We start from the raw sequence: 20,711 nt of genomic DNA, 5'->3' as shown, positions 1-20,711 counted from the left end.
GAACGTTACGGATGCGAGGAATGGCTGGGCAATATCGGACGGCCGGGATAGGGGTTCTTGATCGAGAACCCCTATCCCGGCCGCCGGATTCTCGTCAGGGGCGCATTTCGTACGCGTCGACGAGGCCGAGGACGTGCTCCCAGACGGCCCGGGTGGTGTCCGCGTTCTCGACCGGCCGGCGGATGTGGGCCAGCGCCCAGGCCGCCTGCGCCTCGGTGGTGGCGGTCTTGCCGTGCAGCTCGGTGGCGTAGGCGGAGAAGTCACGCACCAGGATCCCGAAGATCGCGTCCACTCGCTGGTCGTCCAGGCCGGTCAGGGCGGCCTGCTCCAGGATCAGCTGTCCGTAGACGATCAGCGCGAACAGGTGGCCGACGGCGAGCAGGAAGTCCAGGTCCTTCTGCTGCTCCGCACTCGGGGCGTGCTCACGCAGCAGCGCGCAGAACCCGTCGGCCTGCTCCCGGAACCGGGCGACGTTCGGAATCGCGGCGGCGGCGTCGTACGCGGTCCGCCAGTCGTGGAAGCGGATGGCGCCGAGCCCGCGCGCCGGGCCCTGCCGGAACAGGAACTCGTCGTCGGCCGGGTCGTGCCGGGTCGCGACCGGCTCGTAGGTGGCCGGATCGAACAGGTAGTTCGGCATGAACTTGAGGATCAGCGCCAGGTTGACGTGCACCGTGCCCTCGAGTTTCGGCAGGCCGCGGATGTCCATGGCGGCCTTGTCGAAGTAGGTGTCCGCCTCGAAGCCCTTGGCCGCGATGACGTCCCACATCAGGTCGACGACCTTCTCGCCCTCGGTGGTGACCTTCATCTTCGTCATCGGGTTGAACAGCAGGTAGCGGCGGTCGTCCGGGCCGGCGCTGCGGAAGTAGTCGACGGCGCGGTCGCTGAACAGCTTCATGGCGACCAGGCGCAGGTACGCGTCGGCGAGCTCGCGGCGCACGTGCGGGAAGTTCGTGACCGGCTTGCCATAGAGCATCCGCCGGTGTGCGTGGGTGACCGCCTCGTACATGGCGTGTTCGCAGATACCGATCGCGGCCGTACACAGGTTGAACTTGCCGACGTTGACGGTGTTCAGCGCGGCGTCGAAGGCGGCCTTGCCGGTGTGCAGCACGTCCTCGGCACGGACCGGGTAGTCGGTGAGCTCGAACGTGCTCACGTACATCTGCTTGTTCACGACGTTCTTGATCAGGTGGTAGTTCTCGTGCCGGCTGTCGGCGGCGAAGAACACGTACCCGTCCGGGCCCTCGACGTCGGAACGGCGGCCGAAGACCGACACCAGCCCGGCCACGTTGCCGTTGCCGATGTAGTACTTGGTGCCGCTCGCGGTGAACCCGCCGTCACCGGTCGGCGTGAGGATCATGTCGGTGGCGTAGATGTCGGCGCCGTGGCCGCGCTCGGACAGCGCGAACGCCATCACGTGACCGTCGCCGAGCAGCTCGGCGGCCCGCTTCCGCTGGACCTCGTTGGCGCTCTGCCACACCGGGCCGAGACCGAGAACGGTCACCTGCCACGTGTACCAGTAGTCGAGCCCGTAGAAGCCGAGGATCTCGCTGAGCGCGGCGTTGCGGGCGGTGTCCCAGCGCTTGTCCGGGTCGCCGGCCGCGTCGGCGGACGGGGTCAGGAACGTCGCGAACAGGCCCTGCTTCGCCGAGAACTCCAGAAAGTCGGCATACCAGGTCCGGTCGATGTAGCTCTTGACCAGCGCGTTCTTCCCGCGTTCCTCGAAGAAGGCGACCAGTGCGCGCAGCAGCCGGCGGCTCTCCTCGTCCAGGTGCGCGGGGTCGTAGGTGGTGGGGTTGAGGAGCACAGGGGTTTCCTTTCAGAGTGCTCGGAGCGTGTGGAGGACGTCGTCGAGCCAGTCGAGCAGCATCCGCTCGTAGGCGATGCCGCCGCGCAGGACCACGTGCTGGAGCCGCTGCCCGACATCCAACGCGCCCGGATCCGGAAAATCTCGCTTTTCGCCATTCAGGTACGTCGCGAGCAGCGCCTCGTGCTCGGCCCGGTACCGCGTCACCTCGGCGAGCAGCTCGGCCCGCCCGGCCGCGTCGGTGAACGCGGCGCCCCGGATCTTCACGGCCAGCTCGTGCCGCACCGCCTCCGGCTGCACCGGCGCCCGCAGCCACTCGGCGAGCGTGCTCCGGCCGAGGCCGGTGACCGAGAAGCTGCGCTTGTCGGGCCGGCCGTCCTGGCCGACCTCCTCGGCCACCACCCAGCCGTCCGACTCCATCCGCCGCAGCACGCGGTAGATCTGCTGGTGCGTCGCGGTCCAGAACCGGCCGATCGAGCGCTCGAACCGCCCGGCCAGCTCATATCCGGACCCGGGCCGCTCGAGCAGGGAGACCAGGATCGCGTGTTCCAGCGCCATGCCCGCATCATGCTATGCAACGAGTTGCATAGCAAGCGGCCTCTCCGGGCCGGGTGGAGTCGGCTGGCAGCGCACGGTCAGCGAGGTCATCGGCGTTCCCGCCGCCTGAACGAACAGAGATATAGGTGTTTCGATATCTTGTGGCTGATGGCATGTTCCTGTTCTCCTACGGCCGGCCGTGAATCGGCCTCGACCTTAGGAGCCCCCATGAGACTCAGAACGGTGACGGCAGGACCTGCCCTAGCTGTTTTCGTCGCGGCGACGGTGGCGCTCGGCGCCCTGCCGGCGCCGGCGTCGACCGGCGTGCGGTCGTCCGGCTCATCGGTGCCGGCGGCCAGTGCCTCCCTGGCAGCCCCGCCGACCGTCGCTGTCGCCAATGTCAACGCCCACCTGCAACAACTGCAGACCTTCGCCACCAGCAACGGCGGCAACCGGGCCACCGGCACGGCGGGGCACACCGCGACGACGACATATCTGCAGCAGAAACTGCAGGCGGCCGGTTACACCGTCACCGTGCAGACCTGCACCACCTGCAACGGCTCCGCGAAGAACATCATCGCCGACTGGCCGGGCGGCGACACCGGCAACACCTACATGTTCGGAGCCCATTCCGACGGCGTGTCGGCCGGCCCGGGCATCAACGACGACGGCTCCGGCACGGCCACGCTCCTCGAAGCCGCGCTCCAACTGGCCGCGAACAACCCGACCATGACCAACCACCTCCGATTCGGCTGGTGGGCCGGTGAGGAGCAGGGACTGATCGGCTCCAAGTTCTACGTCAACTCGCTGACCACGGCCCAGAAGAGCGCGATCAAGGCGTACGGCACCTTCGACATGATCGCCTCCACCAACGGCGGCTACTTCGTGACCGGCACCGACGCCGTCGCCGTGAAGCTGCGCGAGTACTTCACCTCGATCAACGTACCCACCGAGACGTCGACCGAGTGCTGCAGCGACGACGGCTCGTTCCGCAACGCCGGCATCCCCTCGTCGATCAACTCCACCGGGGCCGGCTACACGAAGACCAGCGCCCAGGTGACAAAGTGGGGCGGCACCGCCGGGAAGGCCTACGACCCCTGCTACCACAAGGCCTGCGACACCTATCCGTCGAACATCAACACCACCTCGCTGGGCCGCTGGGCCAACGCCGAGCTGTACGCCGCGTGGACCCTCACCACGGGCACCTCGCCGGCGAACGACTTCTCGGTGTCACTCAGCCCGAACGCGGGCTCGGTGGCCCCGGGCTCCTCGGCCACGGCCACCGTGAACACCGCCACCACCTCCGGCAGCGCGCAGACCGTCGCGCTGACGAGCTCCGGTGCTCCGGCCGGCGTCTCGGTGAGCTTCAGCCCGGCGTCGGTCACCTCCGGTGGATCATCGACCATGACCGTCGCGACCACCACGGCCGCCGCGGCCGGCACCTACACCATCACGGTTACGGGAACGGGCTCGGCGGCCCACAGTGTTTCGTACACCCTGACGGTCACCGGGACCGGCGGGTGCACCGGCGCCGGCCAGAAGCTCGGCAACCCCGGCTTCGAAACCGCAACGGCACCGTGGACCGCCTCCACCGGCGTCATCGGCGCGAACACCGGCGACGGAGCACCGCGAACCGGCACCCGTGACGCATGGCTCAACGGCAACGGTTCGACGAACACCGAAACCCTGTCCCAGTCGGTGACCCTTCCCACCGGCTGCAGCACCTACACGCTGTCGTTCCACCTGAAGATCATCACAACGGAGACGACCACGACCACCCAGTACGACAAACTGACCGTGAAGGCCGGCAGCACCACGTTGCAGGTGTTCTCCAACCTCAACGCCAGCGCGTACACGTTGCGCTCGTACAACCTGGCCGCTTTCGCCGGGCAGACCGTCACCCTCACCTTCACCGGCGTCGAAGACTCCTCACTGAGGACCTCGTTCGTCATCGACGACACCGCGCTCACCGTCAGCTGACAGCAACCGGACGATGCCCTCCGGCATCGTCCGGTTCCCTGACCGGTCAGGCGAGGGTCGGGCGTCAAGGCCGGAAGCGGGTGGCGTCCGGAACGCAGAATGATGTGCCGACGGCGTCCCCGCCGGGCCGGCACTGACCATCGACAAGTGCCCTGCCCTGGAGGGGTCCACCGAGATCGACGTCGTAGGGAACCTGATCGTTGCCGGGACACGTCGCCGCGGCCGGCTGCATCGGCGCGACCGTGAACGTCACGACGACCTCCGACTCGCGTATGTCGATCCTCGGTGCCAGGACCTGACCCGTGATCCCACTGTTGCACTCCAACCGTGAAACCAGTGCGGTGAACCTCGTGGATGATGTCGCCAGGCTCTGGCCCGGCTCGAGGAACCAGACAGCAGCGGCTTCGCCGGGGGCGCTCGACTTCGCCGGTGAACTGGCTTCGGTCCGGAAGTCCCCACCGGAGCTTGCCGCGGATGGATGGGCCGAGGTCGTACAGGCTGACATCAGAGTCGCCGACACCAGGACCGAGGAGAGCCGAAGTCGCATCATCGTCACCGCCCTGAGACGTCATGGCGCCACCGCTGGTTCCGGGCCCATCCTGACGGTGACCGCCGCCGCTGATCACGGCGATCCTGCCGCCAGGGTTTTCCCGGTTCAATTCCGTGCCGGATATCTGGCACCAGGAACGCTCTTTTCATTTGAATCAACGACACCAAGAAGGCTCGAATATCGAACCATGGCGCGGATTCTAGAACAGGGTTCCGATGCCTGAGCCGGCCGAACCGGGACGCGGGGGCGGAACGGTGGAGATGAGGGGTGATGAGCGATCCAGCACAGCATCAAGATCGACGGCCGACGCCGCGGCCAGGCGGTAGGTTCCCTGAACACTGATCGCGCTCGTGAGTAGGCCGTCCGCGCTGACATGCTTGATCGGGCGCGGACCTCGGCGCGGCAGGTAGGTGAGCGTCTTCAGCATCTCGCCCGGGATCGCTCGTCCGCTGTGCACCATGGTGCCCTCCTCGCCGAGCACCACCTCGTTCGTGCAGGTCGCCGCCAGGAACCGCCAAGGGCGAAATCGTTCGTAGAACTCCTCCAGCCGATCACGGTCAGCGTCCACGATCTCCCGCACTCGCATCCGCCCGAAGACGAACAGGACCCGGCTGTGCACGCCGATGGGGTAGAGCAGGTCACCGGCAGCGACCTTCGCCCGCCGGAAACTCGGCTCGGACACATGCGGGCCGCCGAACATGACCTCGAGCGGCCGGTGCATGCCCAGCGCACGCCGCCAGCGGTCCTGCGGCCAGAAGACGGTGTACGCGTCACTCACCGGGGCACCGTAGCAAGCACCACCGACAGAATCGGAGACCCGCTCGGCTGGACGTGCCGAACTACGTTCCAAAAACGCCGGGCCGGCCACGAAATTCGGGTTGATCGGGGTGCCGCCCGTCAAACCGACCATTATCCGAAGCGACCTCGGATTGCGAATATGAACACGATCGAAAGTGACGCAACGTATTCAGATTGCGGCCCGGGGTGACATTTATCCGTGGCGGGACATCACTTATGGGGGATTCGCACTCGGTTCCAGAACTGATCAATAGGACGACTCGCCTGGCTGGCTAAGGTATCGCTGTGACCGACAGTGGTGATTCGGATATGCGCACCGATCAACAATGGACGCGCCCTCCCCGGGAGTCGATTGGTGCCCGATGGTCGAAGTGGGATCTTCTGACGAAACTCGCCGTTGTGAGCCTCGTGGTGGCTTCCGGTGGCGTGATCAGCTGGGTCGCCGACGGCTTCGCGATAGCCGATCGTTTCACCGCGAAAAGACCTGTCACCCCTTCCCCGTCGGCCATGCTGAACGTGGCGCCGGAGCCACCACCCGCAGCGTGCGGTCAGAACAACTCGCCGGACCGGTTCAGTGTCGTGATCTCCAGGGACGGCGAAGACGCGACCGGCCAATGCATCGGATACAGCGATGGCGAGGACCTGATGTTCGGCTCCGGAAAGGCCTTGCCCGAGGCGCAGAGCCGGATCTTCCGGTACAACCGCGAGGTCGAACGGATGGCGAAGGAGGGGTGGCCCAACCCCCGCGTGCGGCTGGTCATGATGACCGCGCTGACCACGAAGTTGAAACTACCGGCCGACGAGCGGTATCCGGCCGAGCGGGAGGCGATGGAAGGCATTGCGATCGCCCAGCACCTGGCTTTGAAAAACGGAAAGGACACGCCGTCCAGGCCGCTCCTGGAGGTGGTGGTGGCGAACGCCGGCCAGGGGGGAGAACATGTCGACATCCTCTTGCCGAAAATCAAAGAACTCGCCCAGAGTGACCCCACTGTCACCGCCGTCCTCGTCGCCATGGACAGCCGCACCTCAACGCGGACGGCAATGCAAGAGCTGCAGTCGTACGGGCTCCTGGTATTGACCTCCACTGGCGCCGCCGACCGTCTCGGCGAAGGGATGACACGCTTTCTCCAGCTACAGACCACGACCCGGGAGCAGTCTCGACTGATCCGTTCCTATGCGAAGCACCTCGGACTCGGCAGTATTATCAACATCTATACCATCGGCAACCCTCCGCCGACCCCGAAGAACGCGGACCTGTACGTGGACGATTTCCGCGCCGGGCTCCGCAAGGAATTCGGCGATGGCTACCAGGAGAGGCAATGGGGGGCCACCGGGTTCGATCTTCGGGATTGGTGCCACGATCGATATGACGGGATCGTTTTCTACGGCGGCCGGTACACCGAATTCGACGGATTCTTGAAAGAAGTCTACCGGACCTGCCGAAAGGGAAACCTGCCCATCCTGGTGGGCGCCGGAAACACCTCCCGATATGTCGTCGGCGATCCTGAGACCAACGGCCGGGACGTCGCCCCCAGTGACTATCCTTTCGTCTTCAGCAGCAACGGCGTCGCATCGGCCACCTGCAAACCGAAGAATCCCGGCAACCTGCAGTTCTTCCTGGAGGCCGTCAAGCAGGTGCTCGGTCGATGCCAGGACGCGACCGACGTCAAGCCGCTGGGCGTCCGGACGGGGCCCGCGTTCGACATCATCAACATCATGCTGGATTCCGTCGCCCGCCAAACCGTCGCCGGGGTCAAGGAGATCACCGGGGCCGGAATTCACACCGAAATCATGGAACGCAACAGGCAACAGGCGTTCGAGGGTGTCAGCGGCCCGATTCACTTCGACGACAATGGCGTCATCGACAGCGGCGGAGAGTCACTGATGTGCCTGCACAACATCAGAGAAGCGTATGTTCGCAACACTCGGGGCACTATCCCCTACGAGGTTGCGACCACCGGCGCGCACGGATCACCGATCGTAGGCAAAGACGACTGTCCGCATCCATAGCGCCAAAGCGGAAAGCAGCCTGCGAGACCTGGCGGCCTTGACGTCGTTGCCCGAAACGGCGGGCAGCCGAATGTTCGGGGGCAGCCAGGTGGGTTCAGATCGGCGGTGATCTCGACCGGCCGGGCGGGGACCCGTTCGTCCACGCGGGCACCGAACTGGCGGAGGCCGGTCAGAAGCATTCATCCACACCGGACGTCACGTCGACCTCCAGGTCACCGGCGAGCTCGATGGTGGCGCCGGTAGCCGGCCACGCCGTACTGCGTACGTCCTCGGTTTTGAGAGACCCGGCCTCGAGGCCGAACCGGCCCGCCGCGCCGGACACCCCCGGAACCGGTCCCGACCTTGAGCGAGATCTCGCCTGCGTTCATTCCGCGGCTGTCCTATCGGCCGCCGGCGGTCCGGGGGTTGCGCCGCCGGGCCAGCCGTCGTCGCAGGTCGTCGAGGTAGTAGTCCTTCACCGTGTCGCGCAGCCGCAGGGGCAGGCGCGGGTAGACGACCTTGGTGGTGGCGAGGAACGCGTCGAGGATCCGCTGCCGGCCCGGTGACCAGGTGTAGCCGAATCCGGCCCGGATCGGCTCCGGCAGCAGGCCGATGGTGACCAGGCGGTTCAGCGGCTTCGCGGGGCGCAGCACGGCCGGGATGTTCGTCGGTCTCATGAGCGCGGCCGCGATCTCCCGGGCCTGGTCGCTGACCTGGAGCGTGGTGACGGTGTGCTGCCAGTACGCGCCGAAGGTGGCACGGTCGGCGGGCCAGGCGTCCTCGGGGCAGCCGATCGAGGTGGCGAGCACCGCGTACTGGTGGAAGCACTCGTCCAGCTCGGCCGGGCTGAGCGGGCCGAAAATCCGCTGGTAGAGCAGGATCGCGGTGTCGTAGAGGGTGGCGTTGACCCAGACCTGGAGATCGGGGTCGTCGGCGTGGTAGCCGGGGCCGGTCACCCTGCGGTGCATCCCGGCCACGGCGCGGCTGATGGCGCGGCCCTCGTCGACGGTGCCGAAGAGCACGCCGAAGATGTAGCTCATCGTGGTGCGCAGCCGGTCGAGGGGGCGCTCGGCGAAGTCGCTGTGGTCGTACACGCCCGCGGCGACGCCCGGGTGTGCGATCTGCAGGAGCGTGGCGCGGCCGCCGCCGGCGAGCAGGAGCCCCTCTCGGCCACCCGCCGAATGACAGCGGCGTCATCGAAGAGACCGTCGTCCATGCCGTGACGGTAAACATAGATTAACTTCTTGTGAAGAGAGCCGAGCTCATCGCGCGATTTTTCCTCATCAAGGATCGCCTACTCGATTAACTTAACGACTCGATGATCTCCGCAGCTGGGGCCGGGCGGGCCGCCGCGAAACCGGTGCCGGCCCACAGGTTGAGCGCCCCCGGGTCACCCTGCTCGGCGGCCGCCGCCCGGATCGGCGCGGTCAGATGGTGTACGGCCGGATAGCCCACCGGAGCGACGGCCGAGTACTCGTCGGTGAACCTGTTACGCAGCGCCCGCGCCGGCTGCCCGGTGAACGCCCGGGTCACCACCGTCTCGTGGGCGCCCGCGGAAAGCATGGCGGCACGCTGCGCCGGCCGGGTGCCGGCCTCCTCCGCCAGCAGGAACACGGTGCCCGCCTGCACCGCGGCCGCACCCGCCGACAGCAGGCCGCGCACATCCCCGGCGGATCCGGCGCCACCGGCCACGATCACCGGCACATCCGTCACCGAACGAATCGCGGCCAGAATCTCCGGGGCCGTCGTGGCACCCCGATAGCCGGCCGGGCTGGTCGTGGAGGCGTGGCCGCCCGCCGTACCGGCCTGGGCGATCAGCAGGTCCGGGGCCACGGCCAACGCCGGTGCGGCTTCCGCCGCGGACGTCACGGTCACCGCGACGAGGCTTCCGGCAGCCTGCAACGCGGCCACCACGATCCGATCCGGTACGCCGAACGTGAAGCTGACCAGCGACGGCGCGTACGCGGTGGCGAGGTCCACCTTGGCGTCGAAGTGGTCGTCGTCGCGCAGGCGCAGCGGGGGCAGGTCCACCCCGTACCGGTCGGCCTCGGCCTGAAGCAGGCGACGGTAGCGCTCCAGGGCAGCGATGTCGGACGGTGGGCGCGACGGGACGAAGATGTTCAGCCCGTACCCGATCCCCGCGGACCGCACCGCGCGCAGCTCGTCCTCCACCGCCTCCGGGGTCTTGTACCCGGCCGCCAGAAGACCGAGAGCGCCGGCCCGCCCGGCGGCGATCACCAGAGCGGGGGTGGACGGGCCGCCGGCCATCGGGGCGACCAGCAGGGACGGGATCGGAGCACGCATCCGCCGACCCTATTACGCCTGCTCAACACCGGGCGAAGGCGTCGCGCAACGCCCACACGACAACGTCACGCAACGCCCACACGACAACGTCACGCAACGCCCACACAGCAACGCCCCGCGACAACGTCACGCAACGCCCACACAGCAACGCCCCGCGACAACGTCACGCAACGCCCACACAGCAACGCCCCGCGACAACGTCACGCAACGCCCACACGGCAACGTCACGCAACGTCCACGAGGCGGCCTGGCCGGCTCAGCGCGCCGAGAATCGGGCTGCTGTCGCTCGCCGGCTGATCCGCGGTCAGACCCGTACCAGGTCCGGGAAGGACTTCCCGGCGCGCAGATCGTCGATCAGCCCCGACACGGCGGCCGGTCCGCCCCGTGCACCGGCCCAGCGGCTGACCACGCAGGCGGCTTGCATGTAGGTGCGCTCGGTGGCCTGGTCGCGGCTCTCCTCGACCACCCGGACGGCCTCGTCGTAGGGCATCCGGCAGCGGTCGGCCTCTCCTTCAGCCCTCAGATACCGGACATCACCGGAGACCAGCACCGCCAGGCCCTCGTTGAACCAGTACGGCACCTGCCCGATGGCGTCACCCAGCCGCTGCCGCAGCTCGGTGTGCGCCAGCTCGTGCGCCGCGATGGTCTCGTCCGCGCCGGCTGGGGAGAGCATCAGGGCCCAGGTACGCAGGGCTCGCCCCTTCTCCGCGCCGCCACCGATGCGGTGGTAGCACTCGGTGGTCGCGCAGATCAGGACCCGTGGGCTCGATGTGCGGCCGCCGTAGAAGCCGGCGACACGCTGATTCGCCGCCTCGATCATCCGCCGGTAGGCGTCCCCCGCCGTGTCGTCGCCGACCTCGGCATAGACGCCGTCGCCCAGGGAGGTCAGGCCGTAGCACTGCGGACAGGCGACCGCCGTCACCGCGGGCGCGGCCACCGCCACCCCAGCGACCGACAGGCCGAGCACCCCGATGACGACCCCCGCGATGATCCATCGACGCCTGAGCATCCCGCGATGGTAGGCGCTACCCACAGCCCAGCGCCGCCGGGCCGTGGAACGTCCCACTCTCCACAAAGCGAAAGCCCCACTCACGGCCGCGACAGCGGCCCGCCGTCACCGCACGAGAGCGGCCCGCCGTCACCGCACGGAAGCGGCCCGCCGTCACCGCACGAGAGCGGCCCGCCGTCACCGCACGGGAGCGGCCCGCCGTCACTGGGCGGGGGCGGCCGCCTCCAGCGGGATGCGGATCGTCTCGATCCAGGACGGTGGGTCGTCGCCGCCCTCGCCGATCACTCCGGCGATGACCCGGACCTGGCCGGGCTGGACTTCCGGCCACGGGGTGTAGCCGTCCGTCAGGACGATGACGATGTGTGGTCGTTCCGGCCCTTTCAGCGCCTGCTCGATACCGACCCGCATGTCGGTGCCTCCACCCCCGGCCAGGACGACGTCACCGACCGTGGCGGCCCGGCGCACCGCGTGCACGTCGGCGTCACAGGCCAGCACGGCGACCCGGTTACGGCCGATGCCGACCGCCCGGAGCACCCCGGCGACCTCGCCCAGCACCGCGCGGAGTTCGTCGTCGCCCATCGAACCGGAGGTGTCGACGACCACCGCCACCCGCGGCATCGGGCGGCGCAGGCTGGGCAGCACCACACGGGGAACGGCCGCCCCACGCCGGGACGGGCGCTGATAGGTGTAGTCGACCGCCCCGGAAGCCCAGGACGCGGCCTCCCGGACGGCGCCGGTGAGTGCCCGCCGCCAGTCGACGGTGGGTTCCAGGATCTCGTCCGCCCAGCGGCGCCACCCCGCCGGGATCCGGCCCCGGGCCTTGGCCTGGGCCCGCAGCTCCTGCGCGGTCTGCCGGCGGATCGCGGCGGCCTCGACCGGGCTGACCCGGGCGGCGTCCGACGACTCCCAGGGCTGCGGCCGGCCGTGCGCGCCGGATCCGCACTCGTGGTGCCGGTGACCCGCCGGGATGCCGGGAAGGTACTGCTCGAACAGCTGCCCCTCGGGCAGGCCGAACATCTCCGGCCGCATGGCGCCCGACGGCAGCGACGACAGATCGTCGTTGATCTCGCAGTCCTGGGCGATGTTGACCCGCCGGTGATCGTGCCGGTATTCGGGTACGAGCAGCGCGGCTCGCGCGTGATGGTCGCGCAGCAGGTGGGCGACCTCGTGCACCCAGACGGCGGCGAGCTCGTGGACCGGCGTGGCCTCGACGAACCCCGGATTCACATAGCAGCGCCAGTGCCTGTCCACACCCATCGTGGGGACGTCGATGCTCGGCACCACGGTCAGGCTGTAGAGCGCGGACGCCAGATAGGGCTGGCTGCCGGCCGCTTTGAGCCGCGCGGCCAGCAGCTTCGTCCGGTCCAGCCGCCGCGCCGCCTCCCCGGCCCGCTCCCGCCCCGAGGATTCCCGCCCGGCCGGCTCACCGGTGTCTTCGCCCGTGCCGGACGCCACCGGACGACCCGCCGCCGGATGACCCAGCGCGGGAACAGCCGACGCGGGAACAACCTGCGCAGGAACAACCGGGTCAAGCCCGGGCACCACCCCGCCGGCCGGCGCCGGGGCGGCGGGGTTCGGGTCAGGCGCCACTCAGCATCCCGGAAGCGGTGAGGACGTCCAGGAAGGCGTCGATCGACGACGGGACCGGCCACTTCGGGTCCCGCATGCGGGCCAGGTCGAACGCGGCCCGGGCGGCCACATCGGGCACCCCGGCGTCGACGGCCTTCGCGAGCACGGTCCAGCCCGCCTCCCAGCGGTCCCGGGTCACCGAGGCCTCGATGGCGGCCACCACCGCGGTGAGCAACGCCAGCTGGCGGTCACCCCGGTCGGGCAGGGCGAACGCGGCCGGGTTGGCGAGCACCCGCTCCGGGTCGGGCAGGTCCAGCTCGTCCAGGTAGGTGGTCAGCTCCAGGCCGGGACCGTCACCGACCGCGCCGATGATCGCGGTGGCCAGCGCCTCCCGCCCGGCGCCGGCGCAGAAGTGGAAGACCAGCAGGCGCAAGGCCATGTCCCAGGTCCGTGGGGAGGGCCAGGCGCCGCCGCGCGCCTCGGCGTCGGTGGGCAGGTGGTGGGTGAGCCCGGGGCGGGCGGTCAGGAAGCCGGCGATCACACCGCGGGCCCGTGCCAGCGCGCTGGGCGCCCGGTCCAGCGACACGGCCGGCACTTCGATCCGTGGCCACACACCGGACAGTCCTCGCGCGACGACCCGTGGATCGTGCGCCCAGTGCAGGTGAACGAACCGGTTGGCCAGCGGCGGGCTGAGATGCCAGCCGTCGGCGGCGCTGGACGGCGGGTTCGCGGCGGCCACGATCCGCACCTCGTCGGGGAGGACGAGGCTGCCGACCCGCCGCTCCAGCACCACCCGGAGCAGGGCGGCCTGCACGGCCGGCGGCGCCGACGACAGTTCGTCGAAGAAGAGCAGGCCGCGTCCGTGCCGGGCGAGCCGGACCGCCCAGTCGGGTGGCGCCATCGGCACACCCTGAACGGCCGGGTCGTCGCCGACGATGGGCAGGCCGGCGAAGTCGGACGGCTCGTGCACGCTGGCGATGACCGTCTCCATCGGCGCGTCCAGGCCCTCGGCGAGCTGGGCGAGGGTCGCCGACTTGCCGATGCCCGGCTCGCCCCAGAGCAGCACCGGAAGGTTCGCGGCCACGCACAGGGCCAGCGCCGCGGCCCGGTGGTCGGTGACCGGCTCGGTCCGCGTGACCCTGATCTGGCGCAGCAGTTCGTCGGCGGCGTCGAGCCCGGTCGTCATGCCTTCTCCTTGAGGTAGTTGAGTACGGCGGCGCGGTCGGGTGTGAGGTCCCGTGGCCGGAGCCTTTCCAGGAACCGGATCGGCGAGACGCCCTGCGCCTCCATCCGAGGGCGGGCGCCCGCCTCGACCAGAGCGACGATCAGGTGTAGCGGCCAGCGCCAGAGCACCGCCTCGTACAGCGGGGTGACGCCCTGCCGGTCGCGCGCGTTCACGTCGAGGCCCGCGGCGAGGAGCCGGGCCAGCACCGCCGGGTCGCCGAAGGCGCCGAGCAGGTGCACGAGGGTCCGGCCGCCGCCGTCCCGCAGCCGTGGTTCGAGGCCGGCGTCGAGGGCCGCGACGACCACGCGCGAGCCGCCGAACTCCAGCCGGAGCCACAGGTCCTTGCGGTAGTCGCGCAGCGCCCTCGGCAGCCATTTCGCCTGCCCTCGCCAGGCCAGGTCGGCGGCGAAACAGCCGCTGATCTCACCGCCGAACGCCCGCAGGGACAGCTCCCGCTGCCGCTCGGCCTCGCTGTGCTCGGACAGCTCGAGCCGGCCGGCGCGGACGGCCACCCAGTGCCACACCCCGCGGCAACGGACCCGGAAAACCCGCTCCTCGGTGAACACGGCCGGCAGGACGGAGGTGTCGAGCTCGCCGGTCGCCGCGGGCGCCAGCGCCGCGCGGACCAGGGGATGGAGGTCGGCGGGATCGACCTGACCGGATCGAATCAGCGCCAGGTCGATCGGCGGCTGCAGCGCCTCGGCCAGCAGCCGCAGTTTCACCGCATCGGTGCCGGCGGCCGCTTTCGTCGACGTGGTGACCCGGAGCCGGTCCCCGGAACTCTCCAGGCGTACCTGGCTGGCATCCCACCGGCCCTGCACCTCCCACGACCGGTGGCCGAACTGCGCGGGGATCCGCCGCAGCTCCCGGGCGGCGAGCACCGGGTCGATCCCGCGCAGCAGCGCGACATGCCATGACTGCCACGAGCCGAACCCGCCATCGTCGAGCTCCCAGCCGGCCGCGGTCCATCGCTCGGCCAGGGCGGCCCTGTCGGTCGTCGGCTCGGTGGGCATGACGGTCGGCAGGTCGGCGGCCCGGCGGGCATCCCACAGCCACGGCGGAAGCGGGTGAACCGGGCGGCCCCCGAGGTCGTCGGCCCGCACCGCTTCGAGGCTCATTCTGTTCGCCCCGCATTGGACGTCCGGCGTCCGGACGAGCAGGACCATGGTGTCCGGCCCGATCGGCCCGTCACCGGCCAGCAGATAGGTCCGCCACCCTCTGACATGGACCGAGCCGCCGAGTGTCCGCGGAAGGTGCCATCGCAGCAGGTCCGGCGCGAACCCGGCGAGCAGATCGGCGACCGGCGCGGGATCGTCGACGGCGACGTCGAACAGCGCCGCCTCGCAGGCCGCCCGCCAGTCGCCGCGCTCGCGGGCCGCGGCGCACTCGGCGATCATCCAGCCGGGGACCGCATATCGCCGGACCCGCTCCCAATCGGACAGCTCCAGCGGATCGTGACGACGGCTCACCGGGACACCCCGGACCGATGACTCGTCCGGATCATTCCGGTGCCCTCCCCCGATCGGTTCTGCCAGGTGGCGAGGCCGACCGGAGTCGAACCGGCGTCCTCCCGGTTGATGCCGGGCGCGACGACCTCTGCGCTACGACCTCGCCGCGCCGGAGCATACGCGAGCCCTACGACATTTCCGCCGGCATTTGCGGGGCGTCAGGGCGGCGGGGCGGCCCACTCGGCCGGGTCGGTCAGGGAGAGCTGAGGGTACGCGCCGGCCGCGTTCAACGCCTGGAGCAGCTCAGCCGGAGCGGAGTGGACCAGCGCCTCGCACATCGGCGTCCAGCCCCGCCGGCTGACGGCGTTGACGTCGAGGCCCGCGGCGAGCAGCCGGGGCAGCAACTCGGTGTGGTCGAACAGGTGGATCCGGTGCAGCAGGGTCCGCCCTTGACCGTCGCGGAGGTGCGGGTCGAGCCCCGCGTCGAGCATGGCGAGCACCACCCGGCTGCCGCCGTGCTCCATCCGCCGCCACAGGTCGCGCCGGTGCTCGAGGAGGCCGCGTGGCACGGCGCCGTCCCCGCCGTACCACGCCGATTCGGCCCGGAAGCATCCGGCGAGTGACCCGCCGAAGGCGCGGAGCGCCTGTTCCCGCATCCGGTCGGCGTCGGTGTGCTCGAGCAGGTCGAGATCGTTGCCGCGAAGACCGACCCAGTGCCACCGCCCACCGCAGCGAACCCTGACCCGGACGTCGTGGGCGTGCCGCCGAGGCGGCACGGAACCGGCCGGAGCATCCGGGAACAGCGCCGCCCGGACCAGCGGATGCACCTCCCGAACCGCGATCCGCCCCCGCGCGACCAGGCCGATCTCCACCGGCCGCCGCAGCAGCACCGGATGCAGGGATGGTCGCGCCGGCGTCATCCCCGGCTGCGGTGGGTCCAGCAGGGACCTGGTGATCCCGTTCCGCTTCCCGGCCACCTCGAGCCGGACATGGCGCACCGGCGACCGCGGGTGACCGTCCGCCCGTACCGGAAAGGACCAGCCCCGGAATCGGTCGGCGATCCACCGCAGCGTGCGCGCGGCCGTCCACGGATCCATCCCGTCCAAGGTGGCCCGATCGGCCCGGGGCCAGGATCGGGCGTCCGCCTGGTCGATCAACCACCCGGCCGAGGCCCACAGATCGATCGTCCCGGCCCCGCGTGGTCGCGCGGTCGGGGCCACCGCCGGGAGATCGGCTGTGTCACCCGCCGCCGGCGCACGCAGCTCGGCGGATCGGCGGGCGTCCCACAGATGGGGCGGAAGCGGGAAGACCGGCCCCTCCTCCAGATCCCCGGCACGGGCCGCTTCGAGGGTGAGCCGCTGGGTCCCGGTCACCCACCGGGGCGAGCGCACCACGAGGACCCAGGTGTCCGGTGTGATCGGCCGATCGGGGGCCAGCAGGAACCGCATCCCGGTGGCGAGAGCGGCGTTTCCGCTGGACGACCGTGGCAGATGCCAGCGCAGCAGGTCGGGCGCGAAACCGGCGAGCAGGCCGGCGACCGGCCCGGCGTCGGTGAACGCGACGTCGATCCGGGCCGCGGCGCAGGCGGCCCGCCAGTCGCCGCGCTCCCGGGCCGCCGCGCACTCGGCGATCATCCAGTCGGGGACCGCGTAGCGGCGGACGAGCCGCCAGTCTCCCAGAGCAGAAATCGGTCCACCCCCGTGTCGTTGCTGAGGTGGCGGAGCCGACCGGATTCGAACCGGCGTCTTCCTGAATGTCTTCCCGGCGCGACGACCTCTGCGCTACGACTCCGCCGCGCCGGAGCATACGGCGACCCACCGACATTTTCGGCGGGTCCTCCCAGCGCGTCGAACCTCTGCGCTACGACTCCGTCGCGAACGCACCTCCGTGCCTCCTGAGGAAGTCGATCACGGCGAGCGCCTCCGCGGGCCGGGGTTCGGACCGCATCTGATCCTGGAGACCGATGGCTTCGAGAAGGGTGAGGTCCTTGTGGTTGTACGCCCGGCAACCGGGATCCGCCCCGGCCGCGACCAGCGCCTCGATCAGGCCGAGCGGCCAGCCCTGGGCGACACCGGTGGCGAGCGGCGTGTTGCCCTCCCGGTCGGGGGCGTCGACGTCGGCCCCCGCCGCCAGCAGCCGCGGCAGCAGACGCTCATGGTCGAAGGAGCGGAGCAGATGCATCAGGCCACGACCGCGCCCGTCGCGCAGACCGGGGTCCATCCCGGCGTCGAGCAGTTCGAAGACCACCCGGCTTCCACCGTGCACCATCCGAAGCCAAAGATCATCGCGTACGGCGCGCAGCCGTCGCGGCAGCCGCCCGGTATTCCCGGTCCACGCCTGTTCGACGGCGAAACACCCGGTCACCGCCCCGCCGAAGGCCCGCATGGCCCGTTCCCGCCGCCGCTCGGCACCGTCGTGGGAGAGCAGAACGAGACGCCCGTCGCGGCTCTCCACCGCATGCCACCGCCCGCCACACCGCACCCGGACCGCTTCCACCCGCGAGAAGGGATGAGACGCGGGCGCTCCTCGCGGCGATAAAGAGGATGAGGTGAGCGGAGCGGTTCCGGCAGGCGAGGGGCCGATCATCGGAAACAACGCCGACCGTACGATGGGATGCAGTTGAAACGGTGTGAGCAGTCCATTCCAGACCAGGTCGAGGTCGACCGGCGAGCGCAGCAGCGCGGGATGCAGGCGCGGCAGCAGGCGGATCGGCGCCGTTTGCTCCCACCAGTTCGCCTCGACCACCGTCGCCTGGACAGCGTCCCCGTCGACGTCGATCCGCAGCGCCCGCGACCGGTCGTACCACAACGCCCACGACGGCTCGCCGAACTGTGCGGCGAGCCGCCGGACCTCGAGGCGCAGCCGCAGCGGATCGATGGCCGCGGCCGTGCGGCGGAGCCGGTCGACGGCCCGGCCGAAAAAGGGGTCCTTGAAGTCGCCGTCCACGACGATCCCGGCCGCGTCCCACGCCGCCGGGGTGCCCCGGTCCAGCAGGACCCGCTCGGCCTGCCCCGGCCGGTCGGCGCGCCGCCCCAGTTGGGCCGGCGGGAGCCGGTCCCCGGCCGGCCCGAACCGCGGGACCCGCCGCTCGTCACCGCCGACCGCGGCCCGCAGCTCACCGGCCCGCCGGACGTCCCACTGCCACGGCGCGAGCCGGACGACCGTGGGCTCGTCGAGGTCACCCATCCGGGCGGCGCCGAGCCGCAGCCGCTGCGACCCGAGCACCGACGCGGGCGCGGTCAGCCGGAGCACGACGGTGTCCGGGCCGACCGGACCGTCCGGAGCCAGCACATACTCGAGACCGGTGGCCAGCGTGGTGTGCCCACCGAGTGCCCGCGGCAGATGCCAGCGCACCAGATCGGGAGCGAATCCGGCGAGCAGCTCCTCGGGAAGGCGCTCCGGCCCGGGGACGACGTCGATCTCACCGGCCACGCACGCGGCCTGCCAGTCGCCTTTCGCCCGTGCCGCGGCGCATTCCTCGATCATTCTCTCCGGTACGCCGTAGGCCCGGATCCGCCGCCACTGTGGAAGGTCGGTCACGCTTTCCCGCGGACGTACTCGACGGCGGCCAGAAAGTCGGGTGGGAGGTCCTCGAAGTAGTCCAGCACGTCGTCGACGTAGTCGATCACCGACATGTCGTCCTGGTTGGGCAGGTGCGGGTCGGCGCCGGCGTCCGCCAGAGCCCGGACCAGGTCGGCCGGCCACCGGTGCACCACCGCAAGGTAGAGCGGTGTGCTGCCCTCCAGGTCCTTGGCGTTGACGTCGAGCCCCTCGGCGACCAGCCGGGGCAGCAGGCGGGCGTGGTCGAAGGAGCGGACCCGGTGCATCAGGGTGCGGCCACGGCTGTCCCGCAGGTGCGGGTCCATCCCGGCGTCGAGCAGTTCGAGGACGACCCGAGTGCCGCCGTGGATCATGCGCAGCCACAGGTCCTTGCGGTGGGCACGGATCCGTTTCGGAAGGCGGCCGCCGGTGCCACGCCAGGCCTGCTCGGCCGCGAAGCAGCCGGTCACCGCACCACCGAAGGCCCGCATGGCGCGTTCCCGCTGCCGCTCCTCCGCACTGTGCGCCGGCAGCTCGAACCGGCCATCGCTCAGCTCGACCCGGTGCCACTCACCCCCGCAACGCACCCGAATGACATCCGCCCCAGCCGACGACCGAGACGAATCACCCACCGAAACAGCGGACGAACCGGCTCCCGAATCACCCGCCGCAGCGGCAGACGAAACGGCTTCCGAAACGCCCACCGAAACCGCGGACGAACCCGCTTCCGAAACACCCGCCGAGGCGGCAGACGAAACGGCTTCCGAATCACCCACCGAAACCGCGGACGAACCAGCTTCCGAAACACCCGCCGAGGCGGCAGACGAAACGGCTTCCGGAACACCCGCCGAGGCGACGGCCGCAACGCCCGAGGAGTAGGCCGGGAACAGCGCGGCCCGGACGAGCGGATGCAGGGCGGCGGGCGTGAGCCGGCCCGCCCGGACCAGGTCGAGGTCGGGCGAATACCGGGTCAGGTCGCGGTGCAGGCGCGGGGCGTGCCGCATCGGGTCGGACCAGCCGCGATCGGACTTCTTCCAAGCCACCCGGATCCGCTCGTCGCCGACCGTCACCCGCAGGTACCACCGATAGTCGGCCCACAGCGCCCAGGTGTTCTGCCCGTACTTGGCGGTGAGCTGCCGCGCGTCGAACGCCACCCGCAGCGAATCGACGGCCGGAAGGTCGCTCTGGCGCGCCCAGCCCTCCCCCTCGTCGTCGGTGACCAGGAGCCCGGCCGTGGTGAACGCCGCGGCCAGGGTGGGTGCCAGCCGCACCCGCTCGGCCAGCGCCGGTGCGTCGCCCCAGGTCCCGAGTTCGGCATCGGGCAGCGGGTCGCCGGCCGGCGTGAACCCGGGCATCCGCTCCGCCGAACCGCCCAGCGCGAACCGCAGCTCACCGGCGTGGCGGGCGTCCCACAGGTAGGTGGGCAGCGGAAGGTAGCTCTCCTGCCCGAGGTGGGCGCCACGCACCGCCGTCAGGGTGAGCCGCTGCGATCCGATCAGCGACACCGGCGAGTCGACCACCAGGGTGAGCGTGTCCTGATCGACCGGACCGTCCGGAACCAGTACGTACTGGCGCTGGTTGGCGAGCGTCGTATAGCCCCCGAGTGCCCGGGGCAGGTGCCAGCGCAGCAGGTCGGGCGCGAGATGGCGGGCCAGCTCGGCGCCCTCGTCGTCGAGGTCGACGTCGATCCGGGCGGCCGCACACGCGGCCCGCCAGTCGCCGCGGCCGCGAGCCTCGGTGGACTCGGCGATCATCCACTCCGGCACCGCGTAGCGACGGATCCGCGCCCACTCGGTCAGGGTCCCGCTCATCGCACCACCTCCACGCGCCCCGGCCGGCCCGGAGACGAACCGAACGAGCCCCTCATCCGGCCGCCGCCCCGGCCAGCCCCGAAAACGGACCGAACCACCCACTCATCCCGCCACCGCCCCGGCAACGTCCCGGAAGACGGGACGGTC

At 70.5% G+C, this 20,711-nt stretch carries 16 protein-coding genes and 1 tRNA gene; 3 read left to right on the top strand and 14 right to left on the bottom strand.

Translation table 11 applies throughout. The annotated features are described in order from the left end of the window. Positions 1-94: 94 nt before the first annotated feature. Positions 95-1,804: an acyl-CoA dehydrogenase family protein gene (locus tag J5X75_RS17340; protein WP_208468436.1), complete on the bottom strand. Its 1,710-nt coding sequence runs from the start codon at positions 1,802-1,804 to the stop codon at positions 95-97. A gap of 12 nt (positions 1,805-1,816) precedes the next feature. Then, positions 1,817-2,362 (bottom strand): PadR family transcriptional regulator, encoded by a 546-nt coding sequence (locus J5X75_RS17335; RefSeq protein WP_208468435.1) that lies wholly within the window; start codon positions 2,360-2,362, stop codon positions 1,817-1,819. Positions 2,363-2,569: 207 nt separating this feature from the next. Here J5X75_RS17335 and J5X75_RS17330 point away from each other — a divergent pair, with 207 nt between their 5' ends. Continuing rightward, positions 2,570-4,321, top strand: coding sequence for a M20/M25/M40 family metallo-hydrolase (locus J5X75_RS17330; protein WP_208468434.1), 1,752 nt, complete (start codon positions 2,570-2,572; stop codon positions 4,319-4,321). A gap of 302 nt (positions 4,322-4,623) precedes the next feature. Further along, complete coding sequence (locus J5X75_RS17325; protein ID WP_208468433.1) at positions 4,624-5,094, top strand: hypothetical protein; 471 nt, start codon at positions 4,624-4,626, stop codon at positions 5,092-5,094. Here J5X75_RS17325 and J5X75_RS17320 read toward each other — a convergent pair. Further along, positions 5,071-5,649 (bottom strand): hypothetical protein, encoded by a 579-nt coding sequence (locus J5X75_RS17320; protein WP_208468432.1) that lies wholly within the window; start codon positions 5,647-5,649, stop codon positions 5,071-5,073. The two genes, J5X75_RS17325 and J5X75_RS17320, sit on opposite strands and share 24 nt — an antisense overlap. Before the next feature lie 305 nt (positions 5,650-5,954). Between J5X75_RS17320 and J5X75_RS17315 the strand changes: the two genes are divergently transcribed. Continuing rightward, positions 5,955-7,679, top strand: a complete 1,725-nt coding sequence (locus J5X75_RS17315) for a hypothetical protein (RefSeq protein ID WP_208468431.1) — start codon at positions 5,955-5,957, stop codon at positions 7,677-7,679. A gap of 169 nt (positions 7,680-7,848) precedes the next feature. On the opposite strand, the gene J5X75_RS17310 is transcribed toward J5X75_RS17315, so the two are convergent. The 11 genes from J5X75_RS17310 to J5X75_RS46400 form a co-directional block, all read right to left on the bottom strand. Further along, positions 7,849-8,001 carry a DUF6230 family protein gene (locus J5X75_RS17310; RefSeq protein WP_208468430.1) on the bottom strand — a complete coding sequence of 51 codons (153 nt, stop codon included), beginning with the start codon at positions 7,999-8,001 and terminating at the stop codon, positions 7,849-7,851. 58 nt (positions 8,002-8,059) lie between these two features. After that, positions 8,060-8,779 carry an oxygenase MpaB family protein gene (locus J5X75_RS17305; RefSeq protein WP_307798131.1) on the bottom strand — a complete coding sequence of 240 codons (720 nt, stop codon included), beginning with the start codon at positions 8,777-8,779 and terminating at the stop codon, positions 8,060-8,062. 181 nt (positions 8,780-8,960) lie between these two features. Continuing rightward, the gene (locus tag J5X75_RS17300) at positions 8,961-9,962 is read right to left on the bottom strand and encodes a nitronate monooxygenase (RefSeq protein ID WP_208468429.1); all 1,002 of its coding nucleotides are present in this window, start codon (positions 9,960-9,962) and stop codon (positions 8,961-8,963) included. A gap of 304 nt (positions 9,963-10,266) precedes the next feature. Further along, positions 10,267-10,971 (bottom strand): hypothetical protein, encoded by a 705-nt coding sequence (locus J5X75_RS17295; protein ID WP_208468428.1) that lies wholly within the window; start codon positions 10,969-10,971, stop codon positions 10,267-10,269. A gap of 201 nt (positions 10,972-11,172) precedes the next feature. Further along, on the bottom strand, positions 11,173-12,426 hold the full coding sequence (locus J5X75_RS17290) for a vWA domain-containing protein (protein ID WP_307798125.1): 1,254 nt from the start codon (positions 12,424-12,426) through the stop codon (positions 11,173-11,175). 124 nt (positions 12,427-12,550) lie between these two features. Next, positions 12,551-13,726 (bottom strand): AAA family ATPase, encoded by a 1,176-nt coding sequence (locus tag J5X75_RS17285; RefSeq protein WP_208468427.1) that lies wholly within the window; start codon positions 13,724-13,726, stop codon positions 12,551-12,553. After that, complete coding sequence (locus J5X75_RS17280; RefSeq protein ID WP_208468426.1) at positions 13,723-15,234, bottom strand: ankyrin repeat domain-containing protein; 1,512 nt, start codon at positions 15,232-15,234, stop codon at positions 13,723-13,725. Before J5X75_RS17280 ends, J5X75_RS17285 begins: the two co-directional genes overlap by 4 nt. 67 nt (positions 15,235-15,301) lie before the next feature. Beyond that, a tRNA-OTHER gene (locus tag J5X75_RS17275) sits at positions 15,302-15,376 on the bottom strand. Between the two features lie 55 nt (positions 15,377-15,431). Further along, entirely contained in the window at positions 15,432-16,847 is a 1,416-nt protein-coding gene (locus J5X75_RS17270) for an ankyrin repeat domain-containing protein (RefSeq protein WP_208468425.1), read from the bottom strand. Positions 16,848-17,073: 226 nt separating this feature from the next. Continuing rightward, positions 17,074-18,753, bottom strand: a complete 1,680-nt coding sequence (locus tag J5X75_RS17265) for an ankyrin repeat domain-containing protein (RefSeq protein WP_208468424.1) — start codon at positions 18,751-18,753, stop codon at positions 17,074-17,076. After that, complete coding sequence (locus J5X75_RS46400; protein ID WP_372450896.1) at positions 18,750-20,564, bottom strand: ankyrin repeat domain-containing protein; 1,815 nt, start codon at positions 20,562-20,564, stop codon at positions 18,750-18,752. The genes J5X75_RS17265 and J5X75_RS46400 overlap by 4 nt, the downstream gene beginning before the upstream one ends. Positions 20,565-20,711 lie beyond the last annotated feature (147 nt).

The sequence above is a fragment of the Actinoplanes flavus genome (assembly GCF_017592555.1).
In the GTDB taxonomy this organism is placed as follows: domain Bacteria; phylum Actinomycetota; class Actinomycetes; order Mycobacteriales; family Micromonosporaceae; genus Actinoplanes; species Actinoplanes flavus.
This window is presented reverse-complemented; position numbering and strand designations above follow the sequence as displayed.